This window comes from Acididesulfobacillus acetoxydans (genome assembly GCF_902729405.1).
GTDB classification, from domain to species: domain Bacteria; phylum Bacillota; class Desulfitobacteriia; order Desulfitobacteriales; family Desulfitobacteriaceae; genus Acididesulfobacillus; species Acididesulfobacillus acetoxydans.
Genome location: NZ_LR746496.1, coordinates 2,095,708 through 2,121,684 on the forward strand (window position 1 = coordinate 2,095,708; position 25,977 = coordinate 2,121,684).

At 56.2% G+C, this 25,977-nt stretch carries 19 protein-coding genes and 1 other RNA gene; 17 read left to right on the forward strand and 3 right to left on the reverse strand.

The features are described from left to right. Nucleotides 1-53 precede the first annotated feature (53 nt). The 3 genes from pfkA to MNU25_RS09255 all read left to right on the forward strand — a co-directional run bounded on the left by pfkA (nt 54) and on the right by MNU25_RS09255 (nt 4,703). Nucleotides 54-1,025, forward strand: a complete 972-nt coding sequence (gene pfkA / locus MNU25_RS09245; protein ID WP_240984812.1) for a 6-phosphofructokinase — start codon at nt 54-56, stop codon at nt 1,023-1,025. A gap of 113 nt (nt 1,026-1,138) precedes the next feature. Next, nucleotides 1,139-2,545, forward strand: coding sequence for a glucose-6-phosphate isomerase (locus MNU25_RS09250; RefSeq protein ID WP_240984813.1), 1,407 nt, complete (start codon nt 1,139-1,141; stop codon nt 2,543-2,545). A gap of 55 nt (nt 2,546-2,600) precedes the next feature. Then, on the forward strand, nt 2,601-4,703 hold the full coding sequence (locus MNU25_RS09255; RefSeq protein ID WP_240984814.1) for a cell division protein FtsA: 2,103 nt from the start codon (nt 2,601-2,603) through the stop codon (nt 4,701-4,703). Between the two features lie 68 nt (nt 4,704-4,771). On the opposite strand, the gene MNU25_RS09260 is transcribed toward MNU25_RS09255, so the two are convergent. Beyond that, complete coding sequence (locus MNU25_RS09260) at nt 4,772-6,130, reverse strand: sigma-54 interaction domain-containing protein (protein WP_240984815.1); 1,359 nt, start codon at nt 6,128-6,130, stop codon at nt 4,772-4,774. Between the two features lie 397 nt (nt 6,131-6,527). Between MNU25_RS09260 and MNU25_RS09265 the strand changes: the two genes are divergently transcribed. The 6 genes from MNU25_RS09265 (at nt 6,528) to MNU25_RS09290 (ending at nt 16,392) form a co-directional block, all read left to right on the forward strand. Beyond that, nucleotides 6,528-7,433 (forward strand): proline dehydrogenase family protein, encoded by a 906-nt coding sequence (locus MNU25_RS09265; protein WP_240984816.1) that lies wholly within the window; start codon nt 6,528-6,530, stop codon nt 7,431-7,433. A gap of 151 nt (nt 7,434-7,584) precedes the next feature. Then, entirely contained in the window at nt 7,585-9,129 is a 1,545-nt protein-coding gene (gene pruA / locus MNU25_RS09270) for an L-glutamate gamma-semialdehyde dehydrogenase (protein ID WP_240984817.1), read from the forward strand. 538 nt (nt 9,130-9,667) lie between these two features. After that, entirely contained in the window at nt 9,668-9,859 is a 192-nt protein-coding gene (locus tag MNU25_RS09275) for a hypothetical protein (protein WP_240984818.1), read from the forward strand. A gap of 193 nt (nt 9,860-10,052) precedes the next feature. Continuing rightward, nucleotides 10,053-11,255, forward strand: a complete 1,203-nt coding sequence (locus MNU25_RS09280; RefSeq protein WP_240984819.1) for a CaiB/BaiF CoA transferase family protein — start codon at nt 10,053-10,055, stop codon at nt 11,253-11,255. Nucleotides 11,256-11,396: 141 nt separating this feature from the next. Continuing rightward, nucleotides 11,397-12,212 carry a prolipoprotein diacylglyceryl transferase gene (gene lgt, locus MNU25_RS09285; RefSeq protein ID WP_240984820.1) on the forward strand — a complete coding sequence of 272 codons (816 nt, stop codon included), beginning with the start codon at nt 11,397-11,399 and terminating at the stop codon, nt 12,210-12,212. Nucleotides 12,213-12,585: 373 nt separating this feature from the next. After that, a complete protein-coding gene (locus MNU25_RS09290) occupies nt 12,586-16,392 on the forward strand; it encodes a phosphoribosylformylglycinamidine synthase (RefSeq protein WP_240986789.1) in 3,807 nt (1,268 codons plus the stop codon). A 383-nt stretch (nt 16,393-16,775) separates the two neighbouring features. On the opposite strand, the gene MNU25_RS09295 is transcribed toward MNU25_RS09290, so the two are convergent. Then, complete coding sequence (locus tag MNU25_RS09295) at nt 16,776-17,333, reverse strand: FmdE family protein (RefSeq protein ID WP_240984821.1); 558 nt, start codon at nt 17,331-17,333, stop codon at nt 16,776-16,778. Between the two features lie 376 nt (nt 17,334-17,709). Between MNU25_RS09295 and MNU25_RS09300 the strand changes: the two genes are divergently transcribed. The 4 genes from MNU25_RS09300 (at nt 17,710) to MNU25_RS09315 (ending at nt 21,479) form a co-directional block, all read left to right on the forward strand. Then, nucleotides 17,710-18,228, forward strand: coding sequence for a cob(I)yrinic acid a,c-diamide adenosyltransferase (locus MNU25_RS09300; RefSeq protein WP_240984822.1), 519 nt, complete (start codon nt 17,710-17,712; stop codon nt 18,226-18,228). After that, the gene (meaB, locus tag MNU25_RS09305) at nt 18,225-19,187 is read left to right on the forward strand and encodes a methylmalonyl Co-A mutase-associated GTPase MeaB (protein WP_240984823.1); all 963 of its coding nucleotides are present in this window, start codon (nt 18,225-18,227) and stop codon (nt 19,185-19,187) included. Before MNU25_RS09300 ends, meaB begins: the two co-directional genes overlap by 4 nt. Beyond that, the gene (locus MNU25_RS09310) at nt 19,177-20,811 is read left to right on the forward strand and encodes an acyl-CoA mutase large subunit family protein (RefSeq protein ID WP_240984824.1); all 1,635 of its coding nucleotides are present in this window, start codon (nt 19,177-19,179) and stop codon (nt 20,809-20,811) included. Before meaB ends, MNU25_RS09310 begins: the two co-directional genes overlap by 11 nt. Before the next feature lie 233 nt (nt 20,812-21,044). Next, nucleotides 21,045-21,479, forward strand: coding sequence for a cobalamin B12-binding domain-containing protein (locus MNU25_RS09315; protein WP_240984825.1), 435 nt, complete (start codon nt 21,045-21,047; stop codon nt 21,477-21,479). Between the two features lie 86 nt (nt 21,480-21,565). Here the strand turns inward: MNU25_RS09315 and MNU25_RS09320 are convergent, their stop codons facing one another. After that, nucleotides 21,566-21,937, reverse strand: a complete 372-nt coding sequence (locus MNU25_RS09320) for a TIGR04086 family membrane protein (protein WP_240984826.1) — start codon at nt 21,935-21,937, stop codon at nt 21,566-21,568. A gap of 583 nt (nt 21,938-22,520) precedes the next feature. Here MNU25_RS09320 and ltrA point away from each other — a divergent pair. The 4 genes from ltrA to MNU25_RS09340 all read left to right on the forward strand — a co-directional run bounded on the left by ltrA (nt 22,521) and on the right by MNU25_RS09340 (nt 25,906). Further along, entirely contained in the window at nt 22,521-23,930 is a 1,410-nt protein-coding gene (gene ltrA, locus MNU25_RS09325) for a group II intron reverse transcriptase/maturase (protein ID WP_240983528.1), read from the forward strand. Between the two features lie 472 nt (nt 23,931-24,402). After that, nucleotides 24,403-25,014 (forward strand): hypothetical protein, encoded by a 612-nt coding sequence (locus tag MNU25_RS09330; RefSeq protein WP_240984827.1) that lies wholly within the window; start codon nt 24,403-24,405, stop codon nt 25,012-25,014. Nucleotides 25,015-25,064: 50 nt separating this feature from the next. Continuing rightward, a non-coding RNA gene (gene ssrS / locus MNU25_RS09335) (6S RNA) lies at nt 25,065-25,242 on the forward strand. Nucleotides 25,243-25,291: 49 nt separating this feature from the next. After that, nucleotides 25,292-25,906 carry a histidine phosphatase family protein gene (locus MNU25_RS09340; protein ID WP_240984828.1) on the forward strand — a complete coding sequence of 205 codons (615 nt, stop codon included), beginning with the start codon at nt 25,292-25,294 and terminating at the stop codon, nt 25,904-25,906. Nucleotides 25,907-25,977: the final 71 nt, after the last annotated feature.

The window sequence follows — 25,977 nt, forward strand, 5'->3', positions numbered from 1 at the left end:
AACGTTGTCAATGGAGCGGAGAGTGCGCTCAGACTTAGCAGGGAGTGAAGAGAATGGCAGAGGAAGTCAAAAGGATCGCCGTCTTGACCAGCGGCGGGGATGCGCCGGGAATGAATGCCGCCATCCGGGCTGTTGTGCGTAAGGGTATCTATCACGGCCTGACTGTTTACGGTGTGGAGCGGGGATATGAAGGGCTGATTCATGGGGAATTTCGGGAAATGAGCCTCGGTTCTGTGGCCGACATCATCCATAGAGGGGGTACGACTCTGAGGACGGCCCGTTCCAAGGAAATGCTGACGGCGGAAGGACAGGCCGCCGCGGCGGCGCAATTACGCGAACGCGGGATCGATGCCTTAATTGTCATCGGCGGAGACGGGTCATACAGGGGTGCCCAGACTCTTGCCGCGTTGGGGATCAAGATCGTCGGCATTCCGGGAACGATTGACAATGATATTCCGGGCACGGACTTGACGATCGGTTTCGACACGGCCATCAATACGGTGGTTGAAGCGGTCAGCAAGATCCGGGATACGGCCACTTCTCACGAAAGGACTTTTCTGGTGGAAGTGATGGGGCGGACCTGCGGAAACATTGCCCTCCAGGCCGGTCTGGCCTGTGGGGCCGAATCCATTCTGGTGCCGGAGATTCCCTTTGATCTGGATGAAGTGGTTGCCAAACTGCGCCGGGGGCATGAACGGGGCAAGAATCACAGTATCATTCTGGTGGCGGAGGGAGTCGGAGGCGCCTACGAAATGGGCGAGGAACTGCGCAGACGTTCGGGTTTTGAGACAAGGGTGACGATTCTCGGACATCTGCAGCGGGGCGGCAACCCCAGCGCGCTTGACGCCGTAATTGCCTCGGCGATGGGAGGAAAAGCGGTTGAGGTTCTTATGAGAGGGGAGACAAACCAGATGACCGCTTATGTGAATCAGGAGGTCATTGCGTGTCCGATTGAGGCGGCTTACGGTCCCCGCCCGCCCTTTAACAAAAACCTGTATGATTTAGCCGAACAATTATCAATCTAAAGGCAGAGGCCGGATGTGCGCTTGCGTTGGAATGAGGGGAATTTAGCAACGAAGCTCATGCTTAAGCTGTTCATCCGAAGGCCAGCCGGCCGTTGAAGTGAGGGGGACTGTATATGCTTGGCACGGAGAATTTTCTCAAAATCGATTATACCGGGGTCATGAAAGGAGAACACCATCCTCAAGGATGGACGGAAGAGGATCTGTTAGCCTTGGAGCCCAGCCTGAATGCGGCTCAGGATGCGCTCGAACAGCGGAGGAAAACAGGGGGGCTGGACTTTTCCTTCCTGCTCGAAGACATGCGCGGGCAAGCGGGGAAGATTCGGGATTTTGCCGATTCCCTGAGAGACAGAATTGACAACTTCGTGGTTTTGGGTATCGGCGGCTCGGCGTTGGGACCCCAGGCTGTGCAACTTGCCCTCAACCCCTATTATTTCAATGAATTGCCTGTTGAAGAACGCCGGCGCCCGCGCCTCTATGTTTTGGACAATATCGATCCCAGCCGGTTCGCCCACTTGTTGGACATGCTTGATTTACATAAGACCGTGTTCAACGTCATCACGAAGTCCGGCAGCACTTCGGAAACCATGGCTCAGTTTCTGATCGTCCGGGAAAGGCTGCGGCAAGCCTGCGGCGCCGATTATGCGAATCACATCGTGGTCACGACCGATCACGAAAAAGGGAACCTCCTTCCCATTGCCCGCCGGGAGGGGTACGTGCGTTTTGTCATTCCGGCAGGGGTCGGCGGGCGTTTTTCCGAGCTGACTCCGGTGGGACTTTTGCCGGCGGCCGTGTGCGGTATCGACATCGGGACACTTTTGGCAGGGGCCTTGGCCATGGACCAGAAAATTCGTGAGAGCCGGGGGATAACGGTTAATCCGGCTCAATTGATGGCGGGCATAAGCCACGCGGCTTGGCGAGAAGGAAAAAACGTTTCTGTATTTATGCCTTACGCAGACAGTCTCAAAATGATGGCGGATTGGTATGCCCAGCTTTGGGCGGAAAGCTTGGGCAAGCGCCTGAACCGTGAGGGACAGGAAGTCCGGCTGGGGCAGACTCCGGTCAAAGCCCTGGGAGTGACGGACCAGCATTCCCAGGTTCAGCTCTACGCGGAGGGGCCGGACGACAAGATGTTTACTTTTGTCAGTGTGGCGCACCTGGGGCCTGAGGTGCCGATTCCGACCGACGAGAGCCTGCCTGAGAGCGTTCGTTTCCTCGGCGGACATACTTTGGGCGAACTCCTGGCCGCGGAAGAACGGGCCACAGAATACGCCTTGACCTTGGCGGGCCGTCCGCACCGCCGGATTATCCTGCCTGAGGTTAACGCGTACTGCCTGGGTCAGCTTCTGCTTCTGTTGGAGTGGGAAACCGCTTACATGGGGGAATTGCTCAATATCAATGCCTTTGACCAGCCTGGGGTCGAAGAGGGCAAGCGGGGGACATATGCCTTAATGGGACGTCCGGGCTTTGAGGAAAAGCGCAGGGCGATCGAAGGTATGGGCGAACGCCGCTTCATCGTCTGAGCGGTTGGCAGGATTTCTTCCCTTCTGGTCGAATTCAAGAAGGGAGGTGGAAGGAATGGAACCGCTGTTTGCGTTGGATATCGGTACAAGGGTCGTCATAGGCCTCTTGATTGGCAAAGAGGGTGACGACTATGAAATACTGGCGAGCGCCCGCACGGAACACCGCCAGCGCGCCATGTACGACGGGCAGGTGCATGATGTCGGGGAGGTGGCCCGGGCGGTTCGTCGGGTGAAAGAAGAACTGGAAGAGCGCACGGGGAGTTGCCTGAGGGAGGTCGCTGTGGCTGCCGCGGGAAGGGCTCTGTGCACAGAGACGGCCGAAAGCGAACGGCGGGAGATGTTCCCGATCCGGTGGGAACGGGAAGACGTCTTAGCGCTGGAGATGGAGGCGGTCCAATTCGCCCTGCGTAAAAAGGGCCATGGCGAGGGCGAGGGCTGGGCCCCTTATCACTGTGTCGGGTATGACACTGTTGCTCAGTGGCTGGAGGGGGAGCCAATCGGCAGCTTGGCGGGACAGAGGGGGAAGAGCGCCAAGGTCACGGTGATCGCGACCTTTTTGCCTCGGACGGTTGTCGACGGTTTGGCAGCGGTGCTGGACCGGGTCGGCTTGGTTATGGGGAGCCTGACTCTGGAGCCGATTGCGGCCGGGCAGGTGGCGATTCCTCCCGACATGCGCCGGCTTAACTTGGCCCTGGTTGACGTCGGCGCCGGAACAGCGGATATCGCCTTGACGAAAAACGGCGCCTTTTTTGCTTACGGTATGGTGCCTATGGCCGGGGATGAAGTGACTGAGGCGCTTTGCGCCCATTATCTGCTCGATTTTCAGACGGGCGAGACCGTCAAGCGGCAGTTGACGCAAAAAAAGTCCGTTGTCTTTTCTGACTTTTTCGGCCGTAAGACCAGAGTTGCCGGAGATGCCGTTAAGCATTCTTTCGAGCCGATCGTGGCCAAGCTGGCCGAGAAAATCAGCGAAGAAATTATTTCTTTAAACCAGAGTCTGCCCCAGGCGATTATCTTGATTGGCGGAGGCAGCTTAACTCCCGGTCTGCCCGAACACTTGGCGGAGAAAATGGGTCTTCCGCCAACCCGGGTGGGTCTGAGGCTTAGGGAGCACCTCAGTCACGTCAAAGGGACTGAAGTGCCTCCGGGACCCGAAGGAATCACTCCGATCGGGATAGGGGTCGCGGCCTTCGAAGGCAGAGGGCTGCATTATTATACCGTTTCCGTCAACGGCCGTCAGGTTCCCATTTTCGAACTTGAACTGGCGACCGTGGCAGAAGCACTCTTGGCGGCAGGGGTTCATCCGGCGGCCTTTTTGGGTCGGCCCGGGCGGGCTTTGACGTACGAGATAAACGGAGAGATGAAGGTGATCAAAGGGGAGTTGGGCCGGCCGGCGCGAATTTTGCTCAATGGGCGTGAGAGCCGTCTGGAGGAAACTGTGGCGGCGGGAGACGCTATCGAGTTTACTCCCGGTCAGGCGGGACGGGATGCTGGGGCGTCCGTGGCTGAGATTTGGCCGGACAGAAGAAGCAAGAAGATTTTTTGGCAAGGGCGGGAGGAGGATTTTGCTCCCCTGCTCTTCCTTAACGGCCGCCCGGCGCTCCCCGCGGAGGAAGTACCTGACGGGGCCAAATTTGCGTACTTTGCCAACGAGGATTTGTTCAGCTTGCTGCGGCGGAAAGGATACCGTCCGGAGGAAGGGCTGTCCTTGCGGGTACGTGTCAACGGTCAAGAACGGAGAGTGGAACGGCCGATCCGGGTCAGGTTAAACGGAACCGAGGTGCAAGAAAACCGACCCCTGGTCGCGGGTGACCGGGTTGAGCCGGCGGAAGAGGAAATCCCGCTTTCGGCTTTGGAGCTGGAAAGCGGGACTTTGCCCTTTTATGTCAACGGTGAAGCAGTCCTTTACAAACCTCCCGAGCTTGCGGTCTTCTGGCGGGATAAGCGCTTGGCACCGGACTCCGTGCTGAGGGATGGGATGGATTTGCACACAGAAGTTCCCATGCCCATTTTGTCCGAGGTGCTTGCCCAAAGCATGGTCCCGCCCCAAGTGCCACCCGGTTCCAGACTCTCCCTGACGGTGAATGGGCGGGAGGCAGAATTTACAACTGTGCTTTGCCCCGGTGACCGGGTTAACATCGTTTGGCAGCGGACCTGAGCCCGAAATTCCGTTCCCTGCTTAAGCGGGCTTGAGACAGGGGGAAATGCGGCCGAGGCTCGGGCCCCTCAAAGGCTGTGGCCGTAGCGCTGCAGGCGGCTGTAAAGGGTCGCCCGGGTAATCCCCAAAATCCTGGCGGCCTGGGACTTGTTCCCTTTGGCTTGGCTCAGGGCCTGCAGAAGCCTTTGCTTTTCTGGGTCTTCCCGGTCGGGCGCGGAGGCCGGGGAGAAATGCGGGGGGCCCGTTTCGTCCGGCGGAGGCAGGGCGAGGTCGGCCGGCAGGATCGTGTCTCCCTCACTCAGGATGACTGCGCGTTCGACGACATTGCGCAATTCGCGCAGGTTTCCCGGCCAATCGTATTCCATGAGGACGTTGAGAGCGGCCGGACTGAGCCGGGGAGCGGGCTTTCCGTACTGAAAGGCAAACTGTTGCATCAGGAATTCGGTGATAGCCGGAATGTCTTCCGGCCGTTGGCGCAGGGGGGGGATGCGCAGACTGATGACATTGAGGCGGAAGTAGAGGTCGCGGCGGAAGGAGCCCCTCTTCATCATCTCTTCCAGCGAACGGTTGGTGGCCGCCAAGATACGCGCTTCGAGGCGCAGAGGGGCGGTGCCGCCCAAACGGTAGTAGGACTGTTCCTGCAGGACCCGCAGGAGTTTTACTTGCAAATCGAGGGCCAGGTCGCCGATTTCGTCGAGAAAGAGGGTTCCCCTTTTGGCCAAGGTCAATTTCCCCGGGTTGCCTTTGGGTTCCGCTCCGGTAAAAGCGCCCCTTTCATAACCGAATAACTCGCTCTCAAAGAGAGCAGCCGGGATGGCGCCGCAGTTGAGGGCAACGAAGGGTCCCTGATGATAGGGAGAGGCCGCGTGAATCGCTCGGGCAAACAATTCTTTGCCCACGCCGCTCTCGCCGGTGATGAGTACGGTGGCATCGGTCAAGGCCACTTTTTGGGCCATGCGGATAGCCTCTTTAATCGCGGGGCTTTCACCTTGAATATGGTCGAAAGCACCGCTGGGACCATGGCTTTTAACCGCTTTTTCCAAACGCTCCAGGTTGAAATTAGCCGTGGTCAAATCATTATAAAGATTAATGAGTTGCGTAATGTCCTGTTCACTCGCCACAGCTCCGAGAAGTTCGCCGTTTTGGAAGATCGGCCGGGCATTAATCAGGACATGGCGGTCTCCCCTGGGGCGATGATAAGAGCGGTATACCGGTTGCCCCGTTTCCAGGACCGTGAGCACGATCAGGTCATCTTGGCGGAAGAAGTCACGCAAAGGCCGCCCTAGGATCTCGTTTTCAGGGATGCCGTAAAGCTCCGTGGCGACAGCGTTCCAATGGGTCACAAGTCCCCGGACATCCACCCCGGTGACGGCGACCGGAACAATATCCAATAAAGCTCTGAGATAGGGAACTGAATCTTGCGACATTTTGGCTGACCACCTGTTCTTTCTTTGAGGCTCTGATCACAATTTAGCATGCCGGGGCAAAACTGTCTAGACAATTGTCTAGACAGTTTTGCGATGTTGTCTAGACGATCCGCTTTGGGTGCGATTTTTGGGGGAGTAAAGGCAGTGGATGCGCAAGTGAACCGCGGCTTCCTCCAATCGTGAGACTCCCGCTTCTACAAGTGGGAGTGGTTCCCTGTACTCTGATTCGGCGGTGGGCGGACTCCCCCGCCGAGCCGCCAGCCAAGTCTTTTTTTGCTATTGGGCCGGATTTGGCACGGCTTTTGCTATGTATGAGAACCAGGGCGCCGCGGCGGGCTGCTTAATCCTCTGGCGGCAGGCTCCGGCGAGCGGAAAGCAAAATGAGGGAGGGAAAAACATGGAAGCAACACGTACTTTTTTCTTAGCGCTGGCCAAGAATCGTCCGGCCAGAAACATGGCTGCGAAGTACGGCTTGCGTTTCGGAGCTAAGCGTTTTGTCGCCGGGGAAACCCTGCCGGAAGCCCTGGAACAAATAAAACGGCTAAACCGGGAGGGGATAGCGGCTACGCTGGATCGTTTGGGTGAGTTTGTCAGTACCCGGGAAGAAGCGGAGCGGGCCGCGGGCTGGTCTTTGGAAACCCTGGAGGGAATCGCCCGCAGCGGCGTTGAGTCACACCTTTCACTGAAGCTGACGCAATTGGGGCTGGACCTCGGTTCGGGAATCTGCGAGAAGAATTTACGGCAAATTCTGACACGCGCGGCCCAACATAAGATTTTTGTCCGTATCGACATGGAAGATTTTCCGCGCTGTCAGGCCACGATCGATCTCTTTCAAACAATGCGCCGCGATTTTCCTTTGATAGGTTTGGTCCTGCAATCTTATCTTTATCGTTCGGAACAGGATGTTTTGGACTTAAAGGCCAATCTCCGTCTGGTCAAAGGAGCTTACAAAGAGCCCGCCAGTGTCGCCTTTCCGGAAAAGGCCAAGGTGGACGGCAATTTGCTGCGCCTGGTCCGCCTGCAGCTGGACAACGGCTGGTATGTCGGAGTTGCCTCACATGACGAAAAGATTATCGCCTCGACCAAAGACTATGTGAGAGAGCACAATATTGACAAGGAGTGCTTTGAGTTCCAGATGCTCTATGGGATTAAGACAGAAGTGCAGAAGAAGTTGGCCCAGGAAGGATATAAGGTGCGCGTTTACGTGCCCTACGGTACGGATTGGTATGGTTATTTTATGCGTCGCCTGGCGGAACGTCCGGCCAATGTGTGGTTTATAGTGAAGAACTTTTTTAAGAAATAATTGGCTGAGTTATGGCGAGTTTTAGCTTTGTTTGGAGAAGGCCGAAGGCGCTGGAAGCTAACCGGGAGCGAATTCGGCGCGGAAACTTGTGTAGGCTCTTATGTGAAGCATAGACTGAGATTTCTTTGAGCGAAAGAGGAGGGGATTTATCATGATGGTACCGTTTGTCAATGAAACCTTGGTTGATTTCCGTCAGGAAAGCAACCGGGACAAGATGCAAGAGGCTCTGCACTCGGTTGAAGCGGAGTTCGGCCGGGAGTATCCCCTGGTTATCGGCGGGGAAAGGATTTGGACGGAGCGAAAGATCGCTTCCAATAATCCAAGCCGGAAAAACGAGGTCGTGGGATATGTGGCTCAAGCCGGGCGGGCGGAGGTCGAACGGGCTCTTGCCTCGGCCGCGCTGGCTTGGGGTTCTTGGCAAAAGACCGATCCGGCCGCCAGGGCAGCCGTGCTGTTCAAAGCGGCGGCGTTGTTACGCCGGCGCAAATTTGAGTTCTCAGCCTGGATGGTTTACGAGGAAGGCAAGAATTGGGTGGAGGCGGATGCGGATACCGCCGAAGCCATCGATTTTATGGAGTATTACGGACGCGAGATGGTGCGTCTGTCGGTGTCTCAACCCACGACGCCCCTGGCGGGAGAGGACAACCGCCTGACCTACATTCCCTTGGGAGTAGGGGCGGTCATTGCTCCCTGGAATTTTCCCTTGGCCATTTTGCTGGGGATGACCACGGCCGCCATCGTCGCGGGTAACACGGTTTTGCTCAAACCTGCCAGCACTGCCCCGGTCATTGCCTATAAAGCGGTGGAACTCCTGGCCGAGGCGGGACTTCCGGCCGGGGTCGTCAACTACCTGCCCGGGGACGGAGGGGAGATCGGGGATTTTCTGGTCAGCCATCCGCAAATTCGTTTCGTTTCGTTTACGGGCTCGCGCGCCGTGGGGCTGCGCATCAATGAACTGGCGGCTAAGCCTAACGCCGGGCAGATCTGGCTCAAACGGGTCGTGGCGGAAATGGGGGGCAAAGACGCCGTTTTGGTGGACGAGGATGCGGACTTGGACGCCGCGGCGGAAGGAATCGTGGCTTCCGCGTTCGGGTTTCAGGGGCAAAAGTGTTCCGCCGGGTCGCGGGCGATTATTCACGAAAAAGTTTATGATGCTTTAAGTGAAAAAATCGTGGCGCGGACCAGGGCTTTGGAGCAAGGTCCGGCCGACGCCAACTTTGCCTCAGGTCCCGTGATTGACGCGAAAGCGCTGGAGAAAGTACTGAACTATATAGAGATTGGGAAAAAAGAGGGAAAACTTCTGCTTGGGGGAGAGGCGGGGGCTCCGGACGGATATTATGTCCGTCCGACGATTTTCGGGGATGTGCCGCCGCAGGCCAGGATAGCCCAAGAAGAGATTTTCGGACCGGTCTTGGCGCTGATTAAGGCCAGAGATTTCGCGCAAGGTTTGGAGATTTTCAATGGCACGGAATATGGCTTGACTGGCTCTTTTTACTCCGGAAATAGGGAGCACTTGGAAATCGCCAGACGGGAGATGCATGTGGGCAATCTCTACTTTAACCGGAAGTGTACGGGCGCACTGGTCGGGGTCCATCCTTTCGGAGGGTTCAACATGTCGGGAACGGATTCGAAAGCGGGAGGGCCCGACTACCTGTTGCTTTTCACCCAGGCTAAATCCGTTTCCGAGAAGTTTTAGGCAGAAGGACCCCTAAGAGCAAGAAAACTTGGCTGCCGCCGCGATCGCCCGAGTGGGCGATCATTCCCTCGGCTGGCGCAAGTTTTCTTCTTCTTTCGGAAAACTCGAACTTGCAGAGACAATAAAAAATCCCCATCGGTGATGGGGAAGGGGCCGTTAGGCCCGGGTGGAAAAGGGTAGAGGAGTGTTTGAACAGAGTATACGCGCGAGTGAAGTTTTTGTCAGGGAAAATGTGCCCAAAGGTTTAATTTGGAATGTGAACGGTTGTTTTCCCCGCTGGAGTGAACTCGTTCAGCTTAAGCTGAACATCACGATAGTGTCCTGTGGATACTGTCGCCGAACCGCAAGCCTTCAAACAATACCTGTGCGGTGAGGATGACTTCGGTGACGAAAGTGTCCGGTGGACACTTTTGCCGAAAGTGCTGAGTCTTTAGCGAATACTATCGCGGAAGAGTCAACCGTTCTTGGAGGACTTAGAGGACGAAAAGACTTGACAAACCTTGCACAGACCATAGAATGGTAATGGAGGTGTGATGTGATGCTGAATTTAGTTGTAGGCCTTGTTGCCCTTTTGGCCTTGTTTTTTGTGGTTTTATCGGACTTCTGGACCGGCAAACACTCCGGCTATTTCCAGTCGGTCCAAAAACCCAGCGGCAAGCAGGAACGCAATCCCGTTATCCCCGATGCTTCCGGCCATGATGAATGGTTTCACAAACTCAATTCACTCTAGAGGTTTTTCGGCCTGATGCCAAGCGGTATCAGGCTTTTTCCGCTAATCAGAAAGCATGAGCCGGCGGCCGCGCAACCAAACCTGTGGCACTCTCCTCTCTAAGTCAACCGGTCGTTTGCCTGAGCGAGCGCGGGCGCCGGCCGCTTGTCTGTTGTAAGGAAGTGTCAGATACGTACATAGGGAGGACTTAAACATGAATCCACACATGCCCTTGGAGGGCCTGAAGGTCATTGACTGTGCTACTATGATGGCGGCGCCGTGGGCGGCCACCTACCTGGCCGATTACGGGGCCGAAGTTTTGAAAATTGAGCATCCTAAAACCGGAGATCAGTCTCGTAAATTTGGCGCCGTCAAAGATGGGGTAGGCATCTTCTGGAAGACACTTTCGCGCAACAAAAAATGCGTCACCTTGAATCTTAATTCGGGGCGGGGCAAGGAATTGTTTCTCCGACTCGTTCGGGATGCGGATATCCTGATTGAAAATTTCCGCCCGGGGACGCTGGAAAAATGGGGCCTGGGCTGGGAGACCTTAGAAAGTGTCAATCCCCGCCTGATCATGTTGCGGGTTACCGGTTTCGGCCAGGAGGGTCCTTATGCCAGCCGGGGCGGTTTCGGTACCATAGCCGAGGGAATGAGCGGCTTCGCTTCCATGAACGGCTATCCGGACGGCCCGCCCACCTTGCCGCCGATTCCTTTGGCAGACGGTGTCACGGGGATTTATGCGGCGATGGCGGTGATGATGGCCGTTTACGAAAGGGACGTCGCGGGCAGCGGGCGGGGCCAGGTCATCGACATGAGCTTGTACGAGCCTCTCATGCGTTTGATGGAAGCTTCCATTGTCGAGCACAGTGTTTTGGGCACCGTGCCGGCACGGGTGGGGAACCGTATTAATTCCGCCGCCCCGCGCAACGTTTATAAGGCCCGGGACGGGCGCTGGATAGCTTTATCCGCCAGTTCACAGCCGATAGCCGAAAAAGTCTTTCAGGCCATGGGGCGACCCGAGTTGATTGAAGATCCCCGTTTCCGGGATAACCCGGCCCGGGTGCAGAACGTTGAGGTCTTGGACAAAATCATCGGCGCCTGGTTTGCCGAGCGGGACATGCAGGAGGCGGTGGACCTTCTCTTGGCGGCCGGCGCCGTGGTGGGGCCTATTTACGATATCGATCAACTTGCCGGAGATGCGCAGATCCGGGCCCGCGCGTCGATTATCGAACTGAAGGACGAGGATTTCGGAACGGTGGCCATGCCGAATGTCGTGGCCAAGTTTTCTCGGACTCCGGGTGCCGTCAAATTCACGGGTCCGAGCCGTGGGGCGCATAATCGGGAGATCTATGGGGAAAGGCTGGGCTTGTCTGAGGAAGAATTGGCAACACTCAAAGAAGCAGGGATTATTTAGCCGGGATTCAGGCGATGATGATCGCAGCAAACCTTGAGACAGAATCCCCCAGTTATTCGAGCCGGGGCCGATGGCCCGAGACACACTGCGATGGGCCTGGGACCTTCCGGAAAGACGGATCCGCAAAAGGAGATGAACCTTATGCACCAGTACTGGTTTTTTATCGGCAACTTTCCCATTCGGGCGTACAGCACGCTGTTTGCGCTGGCGTTCATCTTGGGCGTGGGTGTGACACTTTATTTTACCAAAGCCTCCGGTAAAGAGGGATACCTTGACAATATGATGGATTTAGCCCCTTTGCTTCTCATCGGCGGGCTGGTGGGAGCGCGTTTCTGGCAGGTTTTCTTCTTTGATTGGCATTTTTACAGTCACCACCCCGGCCAGATCATCGCCATTTGGCACGGGGGGCTTTCCATCCAAGGGGGCGTGGTGGGGGCTCTGATCGCGGGCTGGATCTATGCCCGGAAGAAGAAACTGCCTTTTTGGGAACTGGCCGATTTAGCCGCACCGGGTTTGATTTTGGCCCAGGCCATCGGCCGGGATGCGAATTTGATGAACGGAGACGCTTTCGGCGGACCGACCGGTGGGAACTTCGGCCTGCTCTACCCGGCGGGGACCATTGCCCGAGATACTTTCGGCAACAAACCGCTCTGGCCGGCTGAGGTCTGGGAGGGCCAGTTTGATGTGATCCTGTTCGCTTTCCTGGTCATTCTTAAACTGCGCAAGTGGCCGTCCGGGGTGCTCTTCCTGACTTATATCGCGCTCTACAATCTGGCCCGCTTTTTCCTGGAGTATTTGCGCGGGGACAGTCCGCGTTTCCTCTTTCACTGGACCGCGGCCCAGTGGAGCAGTGTGGTGGCCGTAGTACTGGCGGTCATTCTCATGATTTGGCGCATTTACCGGGCACGGGGGGAAAAGGGAGCGGCAGGCGGGGAACAGCCCGACGATCAGAATTGAGTTTTAGCTTATGGACCTTAATGTCCCTGTGGAGCCTTTCGCCAGTGCGGTTGAAACGGCTCCTTTTTTCCCTTAGCCCGATTCAACCGGGTGCTGACTTGGGCGTTCGCGGCGCGGGGGGAGTTTTCCGGAGAAGCTGAAAAAACCGAACAATAAACACATAAACATTTACATTGTACGGAAATATAGGTATGATTAGAGGTGTCCAGTTAAATTGGGAAGTCTCCGGACGAGGAGAAAGCCAAAGGAGGCAGCCGGGGGTTTCGGTACAAAGGGCGTGCTCCGGCAGAAGGATGCCCTGGCGGCGGATGGCCGGGAGCAGCGCACGGGTCACGCTTGTCAAGTAGGGGAAGGAATTGTTCAGGAGGATGATATGGGTCTGAAACGAATTTTCGTGGAGAAAAGGCCGGGATATGATGTCGAAGCCCAGGGACTTTTTCGGGATCTGGCGGAAAACCTAGGCCTGGCCGGGCTGCAACGGGTCCGAATCGTTAATCGCTACGATATTGAAGGGATTTCGGACGAAGAATACCGCAGGGCGCGCGGCACGGTTTTTGCCGAACCGCCGGTGGACCTGGTCTACGACGAGGAGTTGCCTATCCCGTCAGGGGATCGGGTCCTGGCCATGGAGTACATTCCCGGCCAGTATGATCAGCGTTCCGACTCGGCGGCCCAGTGCTTGCAGATTATTACGCAAGGAGAAAGGCCGTCGCTGGCCTCCGCCAAAATCATTGTGCTCAGCGGCAAATTAAGTGATCGCGATTTTGCCCGGGTTAAAGATTATTGCCTTAATCCGGTGGAAGCGCGGGAGGCGTCTCCGGAAAAACCGGTCAGTCTGGAGTTCAGGGCGCCTTCTCCGCCTAATGTGGAAATTCTCAACGGTTTCAGGCGGAAGAACCCGGAGGAACTGGAGCAATTCCGGCTGAGTGCGGGTCTGGCTATGAGTGCGGCAGACTTAGCGTTCTGTCAGGAGTATTTCCGGGCCACGGAAAAGAGAGATCCCTCCCTGACGGAGATCAGAGTGATTGATACTTATTGGTCTGATCATTGCAGGCATACGACTTTCCAGACCCGGATCACGGCGGTCGCTTTTGCACCGGGGGAGTCGTCCCGTCCGCTCCGCCTGGCCTATGATGAGTATTTGGCGGCACGCCGTTCCCTTTACGCCGGGGAGGCTGAGAAACGGGATATTTGCTTAATGGATATCGCGACCGCCGGCATGAAAGAACTCAAGAAAAAAGGATTGCTTCAAGATTTGGATGAATCGCCGGAGATCAATGCCTGCAGCATCATCGTCGACGCTAAGGTGGACGGGCGCACGGAAGAGTGGCTGGTGATGTTCAAAAATGAGACCCACAACCATCCCACCGAGATCGAGCCTTTCGGCGGGGCGGCCACTTGTTTAGGAGGGGCGATCAGAGATCCTTTGTCCGGGCGGACCTATGTTTATCAGGCCATGCGCTTCAGCGGCAGCGGGGATCCCCGCCGGCCTCTGGGCGAGACCCTGCCGGGTAAACTTCCCCAGCGGAAGATCACCACCGGGGCGGCGGCCGGGTACAGCTCGTACGGGAACCAGATCGGTCTCGCCACCGGGCAGGTGGCCGAAGTCTATGACGAAGGATTTATGGCTAAACGGATGGAAATAGGGGCTGTCATCGGGGCGGCTCCGCGTCACCATGTCGTGCGCGCCCAGCCGCTGCCGGGCGACGTCGTGCTCTTGGTGGGGGGGCGTACCGGACGGGACGGTTGCGGCGGGGCCACCGGGTCCTCGAAGGAACATACGGCCGAATCCCTCCTGACTTGCGGGGCGGAGGTGCAAAAAGGCAACCCGCCGACGGAACGCAAGCTCCAGAGACTTTTCCGCCGGCGTGAGGTCAGTACCTTGATCAAGAGATGCAACGACTTCGGCGCAGGCGGGGTGTCTGTCGCCATGGGCGAGTTGGCGGATGGGTTGGACATTGATTTGGACGCGATCCCGAAAAAGTATGAGGGGTTGGACGGAACGGAACTGGCGATCTCCGAGTCACAGGAGCGCATGGCGGTGGTGGTTGCGCGGGAGGATGCGGCGAGGTTTGTCATCTATGCCCGGGAAGAGAATCTGGAGGCGACTCCGGTCGGCAGGGTGACAGACAGGAACCGCCTGTGCCTGACCTGGCGGAACCGTCCGATCGTCGATATCAGCCGGGCCTTTCTCGACACTAACGGGGTTAGGCCCAGTATAAACGTCAAAGTTAAAGCCCCTGATCCGGCGAGGGACTTCTTTGCCTCTGTGGTCCCGGACGAGGCCTTGCTGAGCCGCAGCTATCCGCAGTCGGAGGCAAAGGAGCAAGCCGTGCGGGAAGCTTGGCTTACAAACCTGCGGGATCTGAACGTCTGCAGCCAAAAAGGTTTGGTGGAACGGTTCGATTCGAGTATTGGAGCCTCAACGGTGCTCATGCCTTTCGGCGGGCGCCACCAAGCGACTCCGAGTCAGGGGATGGCGGCCAAGCTCCCCGTCTTGGACGGGGAAACCGAAACCACGACACTCATGACCTACGGCTATCAACCCCGTCTGGCCCACTGGAGCCCTTTTCACGCTGCCGTCTACGCCATTGTCGAGGCCGTGACCAAGATCGCGGCTTTGGGGGGAGATCCCCGGAAAGTCAGGCTCACTCTGCAGGAGTACTTCGAAAAACTGGGCCGGGACCCGGAAAAATGGGGTAAGCCCTTTAGCGCTTTGCTGGGGGCGTATTACGCTCAGAAACGCTTGGGTATTCCCGCTATCGGCGGCAAAGACAGCATGTCCGGGACCTTCCTGGACTTGAATGTTCCGCCGACCCTGGTGGCCTTTGCCGTCTGTGTGACCGAAGCTCCCCTGGTTATATCCCAGGAACTGAAAGAAGGCGGCAGTCAACTGGTCTTACTGCCCCTGCGGCGGGATGCCCAGGATCTCCCGGACTTTGAGGGGCTGAGGCAGAACTTCGCCAAGGTACGGCAACTCGCGGAAGGCGGCTGCGTCTTGGCGGTCCAGGCCGTTTCCTGGGGCGGGCAGGCGGCGGCCCTGACCAAGATGGCCTTTGGCAACCGCCTCGGAATTCGCTTGATTGACCGGCCGGATGTTCGCACATTGTTTACTCCGGAACTGGGTTCCCTGATCCTGGAACTGCGGGCGGATGTGGATCCGGCTCAGAAGTTTGGCGAGATGGACTATCAGGTTCTGGGTACGACGCTGGACCGGCCGGTGCTGGTCGTGAACGGGACGGAGATCGCACTGGAAGAGGCCTGGGAAGCCTGGAGCAGCCCGTTGGAAAAAGTGTTTCCGACCCAGACCGCCCCGACCGCGCCGCCTCGGGCTATCCATTATCCGTCCAGAAATTCCCGCCGGCCGCTGACGAAGCTGGCCGCGCCGCGGGTCTTGATCCCGGTTTTTCCGGGAACGAACTGCGAATATGATTCAGCCCGCGCTTTTGCCCGGGCGGGCGCCGTCACAGAGACTTTGGTGATCCGGAACCTGACCCCCCGGGAGGTGGAGGAATCCATCGAGATTCTGGCAGGGTCTATTCGCAAAAGCCAGATCGTCATGCTGGCCGGCGGGTTCAGCGCGGGGGACGAGCCGGACGGATCGGGCAAGTTTATCGCGGCCATGTTCCGTAATCCGCGGGTGGAAGAGGCGGTGGAAGACCTGATGCGACGGCGGGACGGCTTAATGCTCGGCATCTGCAACGGTTTTCAGGCCTTGATCAAGCTGGGGCTCGTACCTTACGGGGAGATTCGGGATCTGCAAGAAGATTCGCCGACTCTGACATATAATAGGATTGGCCGCCATATCTCCTGCATGGCTCAGACCAAAGTGGTATCTGTTCTCTCACCTTGGTTCAGCCAAGTCGAACCGGGCGATGTGCACACGGTGGCCCTTTCCCACGGTGAGGGGCGCTTTGTGGCCAGCCCGGAAGTGATCCAAAGCTTGGTCGAGAAGGGGCAGATTGCAACCCAATATGTCGATTTGGCGGGAAACCCGAGCCATGACGTCCGCTATACGCCTAACGGTTCCTATGAGGCCGTTGAAGGGATTACCAGTCCGGACGGGAGAATTCTGGGCAAGATGGGGCATTCGGAAAGAAGCGGGGCTTTCGTGGCGAAGAACGTGCCAGGCAACAAGTACCAACCGCTGTTTGCGGGCGGGGTTGAGTATTTCCGATAAACTGCCCCCGCTCGACGCAGGGACAAAAAAACAACCCCTGACTATCCGGGGATTTCATAGTTATGAACCCTTCCTTTCGCTTTCGGGGCCCTATGCCAAGGAACGTGCTTTAGTGTCCGCGGTGCCGGCTTTTCAAAATCCTCTTTGTGCCATGGCTATCATCTCAGAAATCGGGGAATGTGCATTGATTATGCCGACAGCACACCGTGACTTGAAGGATGAGGCCGGAGGCTTCGCGGGGCGGCCGGTAAATTACTCCTGCTATAGAGCGAATCGGCAAATGAATTGTTCCGCGCTTCCGGAGTCATATAGTTATCGTTCCACTACGAGAAAACCCCCGGATCTTAATTCCGGGGGTAACGTAACCTCAAAATTGACGATACTCAGTCGGCACAGGTCAGGCACTTAAATACCTCACCGGTTTGGACGGCATGATCCGTGCGCACAGCCTCGCCGCAAACCGAACAGGTGGTCCACCGGGGAGCCGCCGTGTCGTTATACAGAACCGCAGGGGTTCTGCGCAGGGTGCAGAAATCTTCTTCCGGACAGGTCAAGATGAACTGAATCGTCTCCAAAACCCAATTTTGCCGCTGCCGCGGGCCGGGGAAGGACGCGGGTTCGGCAACGCGCGCCAGGAGGTCTCCCTTGAGGGCGATGCGCACCAAATCGTCCGTTCCCGAATATTGAAAAGAATAAACGTGTTTGCCTTTTTCTTTGATTTGCAGGGTACCGCGCCCACAAGTCGCTTTATTCAAGATCTGGAAGGCGTCCAAAGCACAGGATTGTGTTTCAGCCTTGACCAGGAGTTCGGCTGCGGGAGCCGGACGCAGACCCAACTCGCGCTGGGCGATCTGGGCGACCCGGAAGCCCAGCGCAATGCCCGGGCAGGTATGGCCGTGAAAATCGACGACCTGTTCCCAAGGAGTTTTCTCCACACACATTTGTATCCCCTCCACCTTTGGCAAAATATCTTTCTACGAATATTCTAATCCTTTCTCCAAGAAAAGAAAAGGACTTTTCTTGATCCGGTGAGCGTGCTGCGGAGGCAACCAATCCCCCTTATTCCGCGAAGTTGGGGAGATTTCCCCTGCCGCCCGGGTGGGAGCGAGAAAGTGTGGGCATTGGAAACGGCAGTTTTGTTAAATTCGAAGAGAAACAATTTTCTATAAGTTCTAGAAGGAAAGGCAGGATTTCAGACACGCGAAGCGAAATATTATCCAGAGACGTCAGCAGGGCTGTCGGGCTGCGCCGTTGGCGCTGTTTGGGGCAGGGCCTGTTGAGACGTAATATTCTGAAACGGGATGGGTGGGGAAGTGAATGCCAGGACTTGTGCTGGTTTATACCGGAAACGGAAAGGGAAAGACGACGGCGGCCTTGGGTCTGAGCCTGCGAGCGCTGGGACACGGCCGGCGGGTGGGTTTTCTGCAGTTTATGAAAGGCAGCCAGGACTATGGTGAGGTTAAGATAGCCGCAGCCTTGCCGGGCTTTGTGCTGGAGCAAACCGGCCGGGACAGTTTTGTCAATCCCGAGGACCCGGATGCGGTGGATGTAGCCATGGCCAAGGAAGGGTTGCGCAGAGGGGAAGAATGGCTCTCAGAGGAGAAATTTGACTTGGTTGTCTTCGACGAGATCCTGGTGGCCGCCGGTTTTGGCTTACTCTCGGCGGCTGAGATCCTGGAGGTGCTGACTAAGCGGCCACCGGAAACGGACCTCGTACTGACCGGACGTTATGCGCCTAAAGCGATTATCGAAGCGGCTGACACGGTTACGATGATGGAGGAGATACGTCACGCCTATCAACGCGGAGTGACGGCGAAGGCGGGGATGGAGTTTTGAGCCGGGACGAGATGGATGAATGGCTGGAACGGCTCTTACGGCATGAGCGCAGGGCGGTGGCTAAACTCATTTCCCGGGTGGAGGACGACCGGGGCAGGGAAGAAATCATGCGCTCCGTGCGGGCCCATAGCGGTAAGAGTTTAGTAATCGGGATCACGGGGCCTCCCGGTGTCGGCAAAAGTTCGCTGGTCGAGGCTTTGACCCATTATTATCGGGAAAAGGGCGAGCGGGTGGGGATTGCAGCCGTGGACCCCAGCAGTCCCTATACCGGTGGGGCCATTTTGGGAGATCGCATCCGGATGCAGGCTCACACGACGGACCGGGATGTTTTCATCCGCAGTATGGGCACGCGCGGACACTTGGGCGGGGTTGCCCGCTCAACGGCGGATGTCCTGCGCATTCTGGAGGCCGGGGGATATGGACGCTTGCTGCTGGAAACGGTGGGAGTCGGCCAATCGGAGATCGAGATCATGCGCTTGGCGGATACGGTGGTGGTCGTCCTCAATCCGGGCACCGGGGATGGGATTCAGGCTATTAAAGCCGGGATTATGGAAGTGGCGGACATCTTTGTCGTCAACAAGTCGGATATGCCCGGGGCGGAAAGAATGAAGAATGACATTGAAATGATGTTGGATCTAAACGGCGGGGCCGGGCCGGTGAGACGTCCCCCGGTGGTTCTGACCAGCGCCCTGCAGGCCGCGGGGATCCAGGAGCTGGGGGAAGCGATAGCCGGCCAGCAGGCGTTCTTGCGCGAAAGCGGACAAATCAAGATCCGTCGTCAAGTACAATTGCAAAGAGAAACCTGGCACTGTTTGGAGGAGAAAGTAAGATCCTTGTTTGACGGGGCTTGGCCGCAAATTCCCCAGGACTTGTTGGAGGTCGGGGAGCGGGATCCTTTTGTTTTGGTGGAAAAGGTTTGGGCGAAAATGACGGGAGGGAGAGATGATTATGAGCGATAAGGAACGCTGGCAGGAGAACTACCGGGCCTTGCGGGAGCGACAGAACCCCTTTGTCACAGTTTCATCCGTTCCGGTCGCACCGCTTTATACCCCGGAGCACTCTGCCGGTACGGATTATGAGAGAGACCTGGGGTATCCGGGATCCTACCCTTATACCCGAGGAATTCACGCCAATATGTACCGGGGACGTTTATGGACGATGAGGCAGTTCGCCGGGTTTGGCAGCGCTCAGGAATCAAACGAGCGTTACAAATTTCTGCTCAGCCAGGGTCAGACCGGTTTGAGCGTTGCCTTCGACATGCCCACCATTATGGGTTATGACTCCGATCATCCCCGGGCTTACGGAGAAGTGGGGAGGGTCGGGGTCGCGATTGATTCCCTGCAGGACATGGAAAGGCTGTTTCAAGATATTGCCTTGGACCGGGTGAGCACTTCGATGACCATCAATGCCCCGGCGGCCATACTTTGGGCCATGTATATAGTGGCGGCCGAGAAAAAAGGAATCCCTTCCTATAAGCTCACGGGAACGATTCAAAACGACATTCTCAAGGAGTACATCGCTCAGAAATCCTGGATTTTCCCTCCGGAACCCTCCCTCCGGCTCATCACGGATATCTTTAAGTATGCCAAAGAACACGTACCCAAGTGGAATACGGTTTCTATCAGCGGTTATCACATTCGCGAGGCCGGGGCGACAGCACTTCAGGAACTGGCTTTCACGCTGGCCGACGGGTTTGCCTACGTGGAAGCCGGCATAAAGGCCGGCCTGGACGTGGACGACTTTGTTCCGCGCCTGTCTTTCTTCTTCAACGCGCATATGGATGTCTTCGAAGAGATCGCCAAGTATCGGGCGGCCCGGCGCATCTGGGCCAGACACATGAAGGAAAAATACGGGGCTAAGAAATCCGAGAGTCTTCTTCTGCGCTTCCACACGCAAACAGCGGGTTGTTCCCTGACGGCTCAGCAGCCCGAGAACAATATCGTGCGCACGGCCTACGAGGCCTTGGCGGCGGTGCTGGGGGGAACACAGTCCCTGCATACCAATTCCATGGATGAAGTGCTGGCTTTGCCCACAGAGAAGGCGGTGCAAATAGCCTTGCGTACCCAGCAGATTCTGGCTTATGAAAGCGGTGTGGCCAACACGATCGATCCTTTGGCAGGATCGTATTTCGTGGAATCTTTGACTGACCAAATGGAGAGGGGTGCCGAGGACTATTTCCGTCGGATCGAAGAAATGGGCGGAGTGTTGGCTGCCATCGGGCAGAATTTCTTCCAACAGGAAATCGCGGACGCGGCCTTCCGCTACCAACGGGAGATAGAGAAGCATGAGCGCATTATTGTCGGGGTCAATGAGTTCACTAAAGAGGAGAAGCTGGGTATCGATCTCCTCAAGATTGGTCCGGAAACAGAAAAAGCCCAGGTAGGGCGGGTCCAAGAACTGAAACGGATCCGGGACAATGCTCGGGTCAGGTCCGCTCTGGCGGATTTGGAGGGGGCTGCCAAGGGTTCCGATAATCTCATACCTAAAATCATGACCGCTGTCAGGGCCTATGCGACCGAAGGGGAAATTATCGGCGTGCTCAAAACGGTTTTCGGCGAATATAGAGAGCAAGCGGTCTATTAAGGGGTTGGGGCTGCACGAGCCAAGAGAAATAATCAAAAGCGAATTCCGTGTACTGTTGTCGAATCTGGGGTTCGGGCCGCACAAACCCAGCGAACCCTTTGAGCAGCGAAAATGTCCGCCGGACTGCCGCGGTAGTGTGGAAGGCGGTAAGACGGCAAAGTCGCGAAGCCGCAAAGCTGAGTGAAAGTCGAGTGAAGGCACGGTACAGGATTTCGGTCAAAGGAGCGGATATTATGAGTCAGTCTCGGATCAGGGTTCTTGTGGGAAAACCCGGACTGGACGGCCATGACCGGGGAGCTAAAGTCATTGCCAGGGCACTGCGCGATGCGGGCATGGAAGTCATTTACTCCGGCTTGCACCAGACGCCGGAGCAAATCGTGGAAGCGGCTATTCAGGAAGATGTGGACGTCATCGGTCTGAGTATTTTATCAGGCGCTCACCTGACTATTTTTCCGCGCGTGAAAGACCTTCTGCGCGAACAAGAGGCAGAAGATATTCTTCTCATCGGCGGGGGAACAATTCCGGAAGAAGACGTCGAGGTTCTTCTCCGACAAGGTTTTGCCGAGGCCTTGTTTACTCCGGGCACTCCGACTGGGGAAATAGTGGGTTGGATCAAGCAACGGTTGGAGACAAAGGAACCCGAGCCGGTTCGCGCGAAGGACGAGTGAAGCGGCCCGGGAGCAGGTCTTGATCCGGGCGCCGATTAGGGGGGTGCGGAGAGGTGCGGGTGAGAAGGCCCGGGTAGGGGCGGGTATCAGCCGCGGCTCAGCAGGACGCCCGTAATGCCGCCAATCCCACCGGCAACAAGCGCCTGCAGCAGTTTTTCGGCGACGCTCAGCGGGGAGGGGGCCGTGTCGCGGAAAATTCCCGCCACAAGCAGGAGAAGGACGACATAACCCAATCCGATTAAGAGTCCGTAATAGAGACCTTTGCTTCCCGCCTGGCGCGCAGACAGGACGGAAGCGATAAATATGCTGAAGACCATGATCCCGGTGACAGCTAAGCCGGATTCAGTGATGGAGGTCAAGGAAAGCAGGACGCCCAACCCCAAAGCCAGGATAAGAGCCAAAATGGCAGCCAGCAAAATTCCTTTAAACACTAGGCTTAATTGAAAGGATTTGGACATGGCGGTTCCCCCCCTTTAAACTTGCTAACAATTTATGCGCGGGCAGGGCTGTGTATGTCTGCCCGGCTAAATTGCCGGCACTCCTTCTCTTTATCCAATCGTAAGACTCCCACTTCTATAAGTGGGAGTGGGTTCCACGTACCCTTCGGTGGGGGTAGACTCCCCCACCGAAGACTCGATGGTGCGCCACGCATGACGATTAACTTGACGGTGAAAGTCCGTTATGGGGGTATGTAGCGACCAACCATTAGCTCAAGGCAAGGGTGTCCATTGCGAGATGGAATCTGAAGGAAGCCGGCGGCAAAGTTCCGCCCCGAGGAACACGAACAATATTAGGCGCGAAATGTGGGGTAAGACTGCCATACAAGTTGAAGCCCAAAAGCTACACGGACACGTCAGCGTAAATGTTGCGGGGACATGGAATGAAAGTGAATCGTCTTACCGTGGGAGGCCTCACGGACGGGTGGAAACGGAGTAAGAAGCCCGGTTGAAACAAGATTTGTCGTGAGGAGTCAGCAGAAGCCATAGTACAGAGGTGTCCCGGACACCGACGGAAGGGCGGAACCAAAGGAGGTGTGGGTCAATGAAAGTTACCGAAGGTGGTAATTTAAAACACAGACAACTTTGCTTTAAAGACTATCTGCAAAGGTCATCTGCGGAACAGAGAGAGTATGCAGAAGTGTGCGTGCCACCCAGGATGACCAAAACCGACAACACCAACACAGACGAGCAGACAGAGAAACTGCTAGAGGAAATTCTCAGCGCCGAGAACCTTAATCGAGCCTACTACAGAGTGAAGGGGAACAAAGGCGCGGGTGGAATCGACGGTATGCAGGTGGACGAACTTCTACCCTACCTGAAAGGACACAAGGATGAACTTTTGCAAGCCCTCTGGGACGGGAAATACCGTCCGAAACCCGTACGGAGGGTAGAAATACCCAAAGAGAACGGGAAAATGAGAAAGCTGGGAATCCCTACCGTCGTGGACAGACTGATCCAACAGGCCATAACCCAGGTCCTTTCGCCAATCTTCGAAAGGCAATTCTCAGACAACAGCTATGGGTTCCGACCTCAACGAAGCGCTCACGACGCGCTAAGAGCATGTCAAAGGCATATCACAGAAGGCTTTGTCTACGTCGTGGACATGGACTTGGAGAAATACTTTGACACGGTCAACCAAAGCAAACTCATCCAAATCCTCTCAGACACCATCAAAGATGGACGAGTCATATCCCTAATCCATAAATTCCTCAGAGCAGGGATTATGGTGGACGGACTATTTGAAGAAAGTCCGGAAGGCGTACCCCAAGGGGGGCCCCTTAGTCCCTTACTTGGAAACGTCATGCTAAACGTTTGTGACCACGAGCTAGAAAAGCGTGGGCATCGCTTCGTACGCTACGCGGATGACATGATGATTTTCTGCAAAAGCGAGAAAGCGGCCCGGCGAACGCTAGACCATATTGTTCCTTATATCGAAGGGAAACTATTCCTCAGAGTCAATAAGGAGAAAACAAGCGTGGCACACGTGAGGAAAGTCAAGTATCTGGGATACGGCTTCTACATCCACAAAGGAAGAGGACGACTGAGAATCCACCCGAAAAGCATCCTGAAGCTAAAGGACAAGATCCGGAAAGTCACCGGACGGAGCAACGGGATGGGAATCGAGGAGAGAAAGGCAAAACTCAATTACATCATCCGAGGATGGACCAATTACTTTAAACTGGCAGACGCCAAAGCGTTACTCGGAAAGATGGACGAATGGCTACGAAGTCGAATTCGGATGGTCACATGGAAACGATGGAAGAGAGTACGCACACGATACGCGAACTTGCAGAAGCTTGGCATCAAGAAGGAGCAAGCATGGATGTGGGCAAACACAAGAAAGGGCTATTGGCGAGTAGCCCATAGCCACATTTTGACAATGTCCTTATCCAACAAACGCATCGAACGCGCAGGATACCCCAGTTTTAGTCAATGCTACTCTGCCAAATAACGTGTAAACTTTGGAGGCGCCGTATACCGAACGGTACGTACGGTGCTGTGGGAGGTCGGCTGGCCAATTAATGACTAGCCTCCTACCCGATTTCAGCTTAAGCTGAACGAGTTCACTGGCAGAACGTTGTCAGAAGAAGAGAAGCTGCACGGCTTTAGCCATGGTGGAGGGTCACTTCGGACCGTACCGCAGGAATCCGGCTTTGCGGGGGGGGCACTCTTGGGAGTCAAAGAAGTTGGGGTTTTAGAAAATAATTGTGAAATTTCCGCAGGAAAACTATAGCTTTTTCTCGCGCTTTTTATTATAATATAGAAAAACTAACGGGAAAGTTTAAATTCGTACGGTTTTTGCCTGCAATTGCGAAGTGCGGGAAGGCCTTGGGCCGAAAAATAGGACGGGACGGAGGCTTAATTTGAAGTTGAGGGAAAGAACACAACGCAAGTTTATGGATTTCTTTGAGGAGAAAGCACAAATGCATCAAGGTGAGCCCTTTGAGCTCGCTTATTCGGAGATCCAGCGTGAAACCGGCGCGGCGAGCGTCACTTTGAAAAGGGCGATACATGCTTTGGTTGAGGATCAGGTTCTAGAAGTCGAGCCCGGCAGGAATTCGCGCTATGGTAAGTTTCACTATCTCGGTCAGCTGTCTGGGCAAGAACAGCCTGGGCAAGACGAAGAAGTGAGCCAAGACAAGGCAAAGGAGAGCTCGCCGGCCGCAAGTACTTGGGCAGACGAAAGCCAGGAGGTGCTGGCGGGGACCGGGGAGCGCGAACTGGGCGGTAACGGCCGTAAAGAGGCGGGCCAAGCCCAAATGAATAAGGGTGCCGGGACGAGCGCTGAGGAGACGACTCAGGTTGAGCAGGGAACGGGGGCCGAGGGGCGCGTTGCTTCGTTGTCGGAAGATGGCGCGAAGATTGTGTCTTCTCCCGAGCCTGCTCCCTATGAAGCGGCGGAGTTGCGCAGGGACGTCGAAGAATTGTCAGGAGTAACCAGTCATTTATGGAGAAGGGTGCGTCATCAGGAGGCGGCAATCGCCCTTTTGCAGGAACGTTTGGCTGCACTTGAGGACAAAGTCTATAAGCGATGATTTCCAGCCGTTTTCTAAAGAGTTTTTCGGAAAATGTGGTATAATAGAGACACGACCTGCCTTGTACGTGTAGATTTATCTTGGTTTTGATCCTATATGTTTTGAGGGAACCGAAATGGTCCGTCGGTACAGGAATCCCCTGAGGGGGAAGCTGGAGGATGGGGCCTAGGTGCCCACCTGCGAGAGCAGGGTCAGAAACCCGGAGTCTCACGGCAAGGCGGGACAGGTAGGGAATTTTGTCCCTACCTTCTTCGTGTTTAAAAGAGTGGGGAGTGTCATGACCAGAATCATTTTGACCCGCCATGGGGAAACGCTCTGGAACCTGGAGAAAAGGGTGCAGGGAAGCATGGATTCGCCCTTGTCTCCCACCGGGGTGTGGCAAGCCCGACGTTTGGCTCTTCGCCTCCGCGACGAAGGGATTGGGCATCTCTACGCCAGTGATGCTCCGCGGGCTCGGGCCACCGCCGAAGAAATCCGCCGGGAACTGGGGCTGTCTGAGATTATCGAGACCCCTTATCTGCGGGAGTTTTCTTTTGGGGAATGGGAAGGGAAGGTTTGGAGCGAACTGCGCTCAGCGCAGCCGGATGTTTTTGCCGTTTGGGATACGGAACCCCATCGGGTCCGGGTGCCGGGCGGAGAAACGATGCAGGGCGTGTCTGACCGTGCCTGGGGTTTTCTGGAGAAAGTCATAGAATGGCATCGAGGGGAAACGGTTTGCCTCGTGAGCCACGGCCTGACGGTCAAGCTTTTGATGACGCGGGCTGCGGGATTCGCTGTTCACGAGTGGAGCAAGACGCCCTGGCAATTTAATACCGCAGTGAACATCCTCGAGCTAAGAGAGGGAATCCTTTGTCCGGTTGTCGTGGCGGATGGGAGCCACCTGAATCCCTGAAACCCGGATGTCTCTATCCAAATGTAAGACTCCTGCTTCCACAAGTGGGAGTGGGGCACGATCGGCACAAA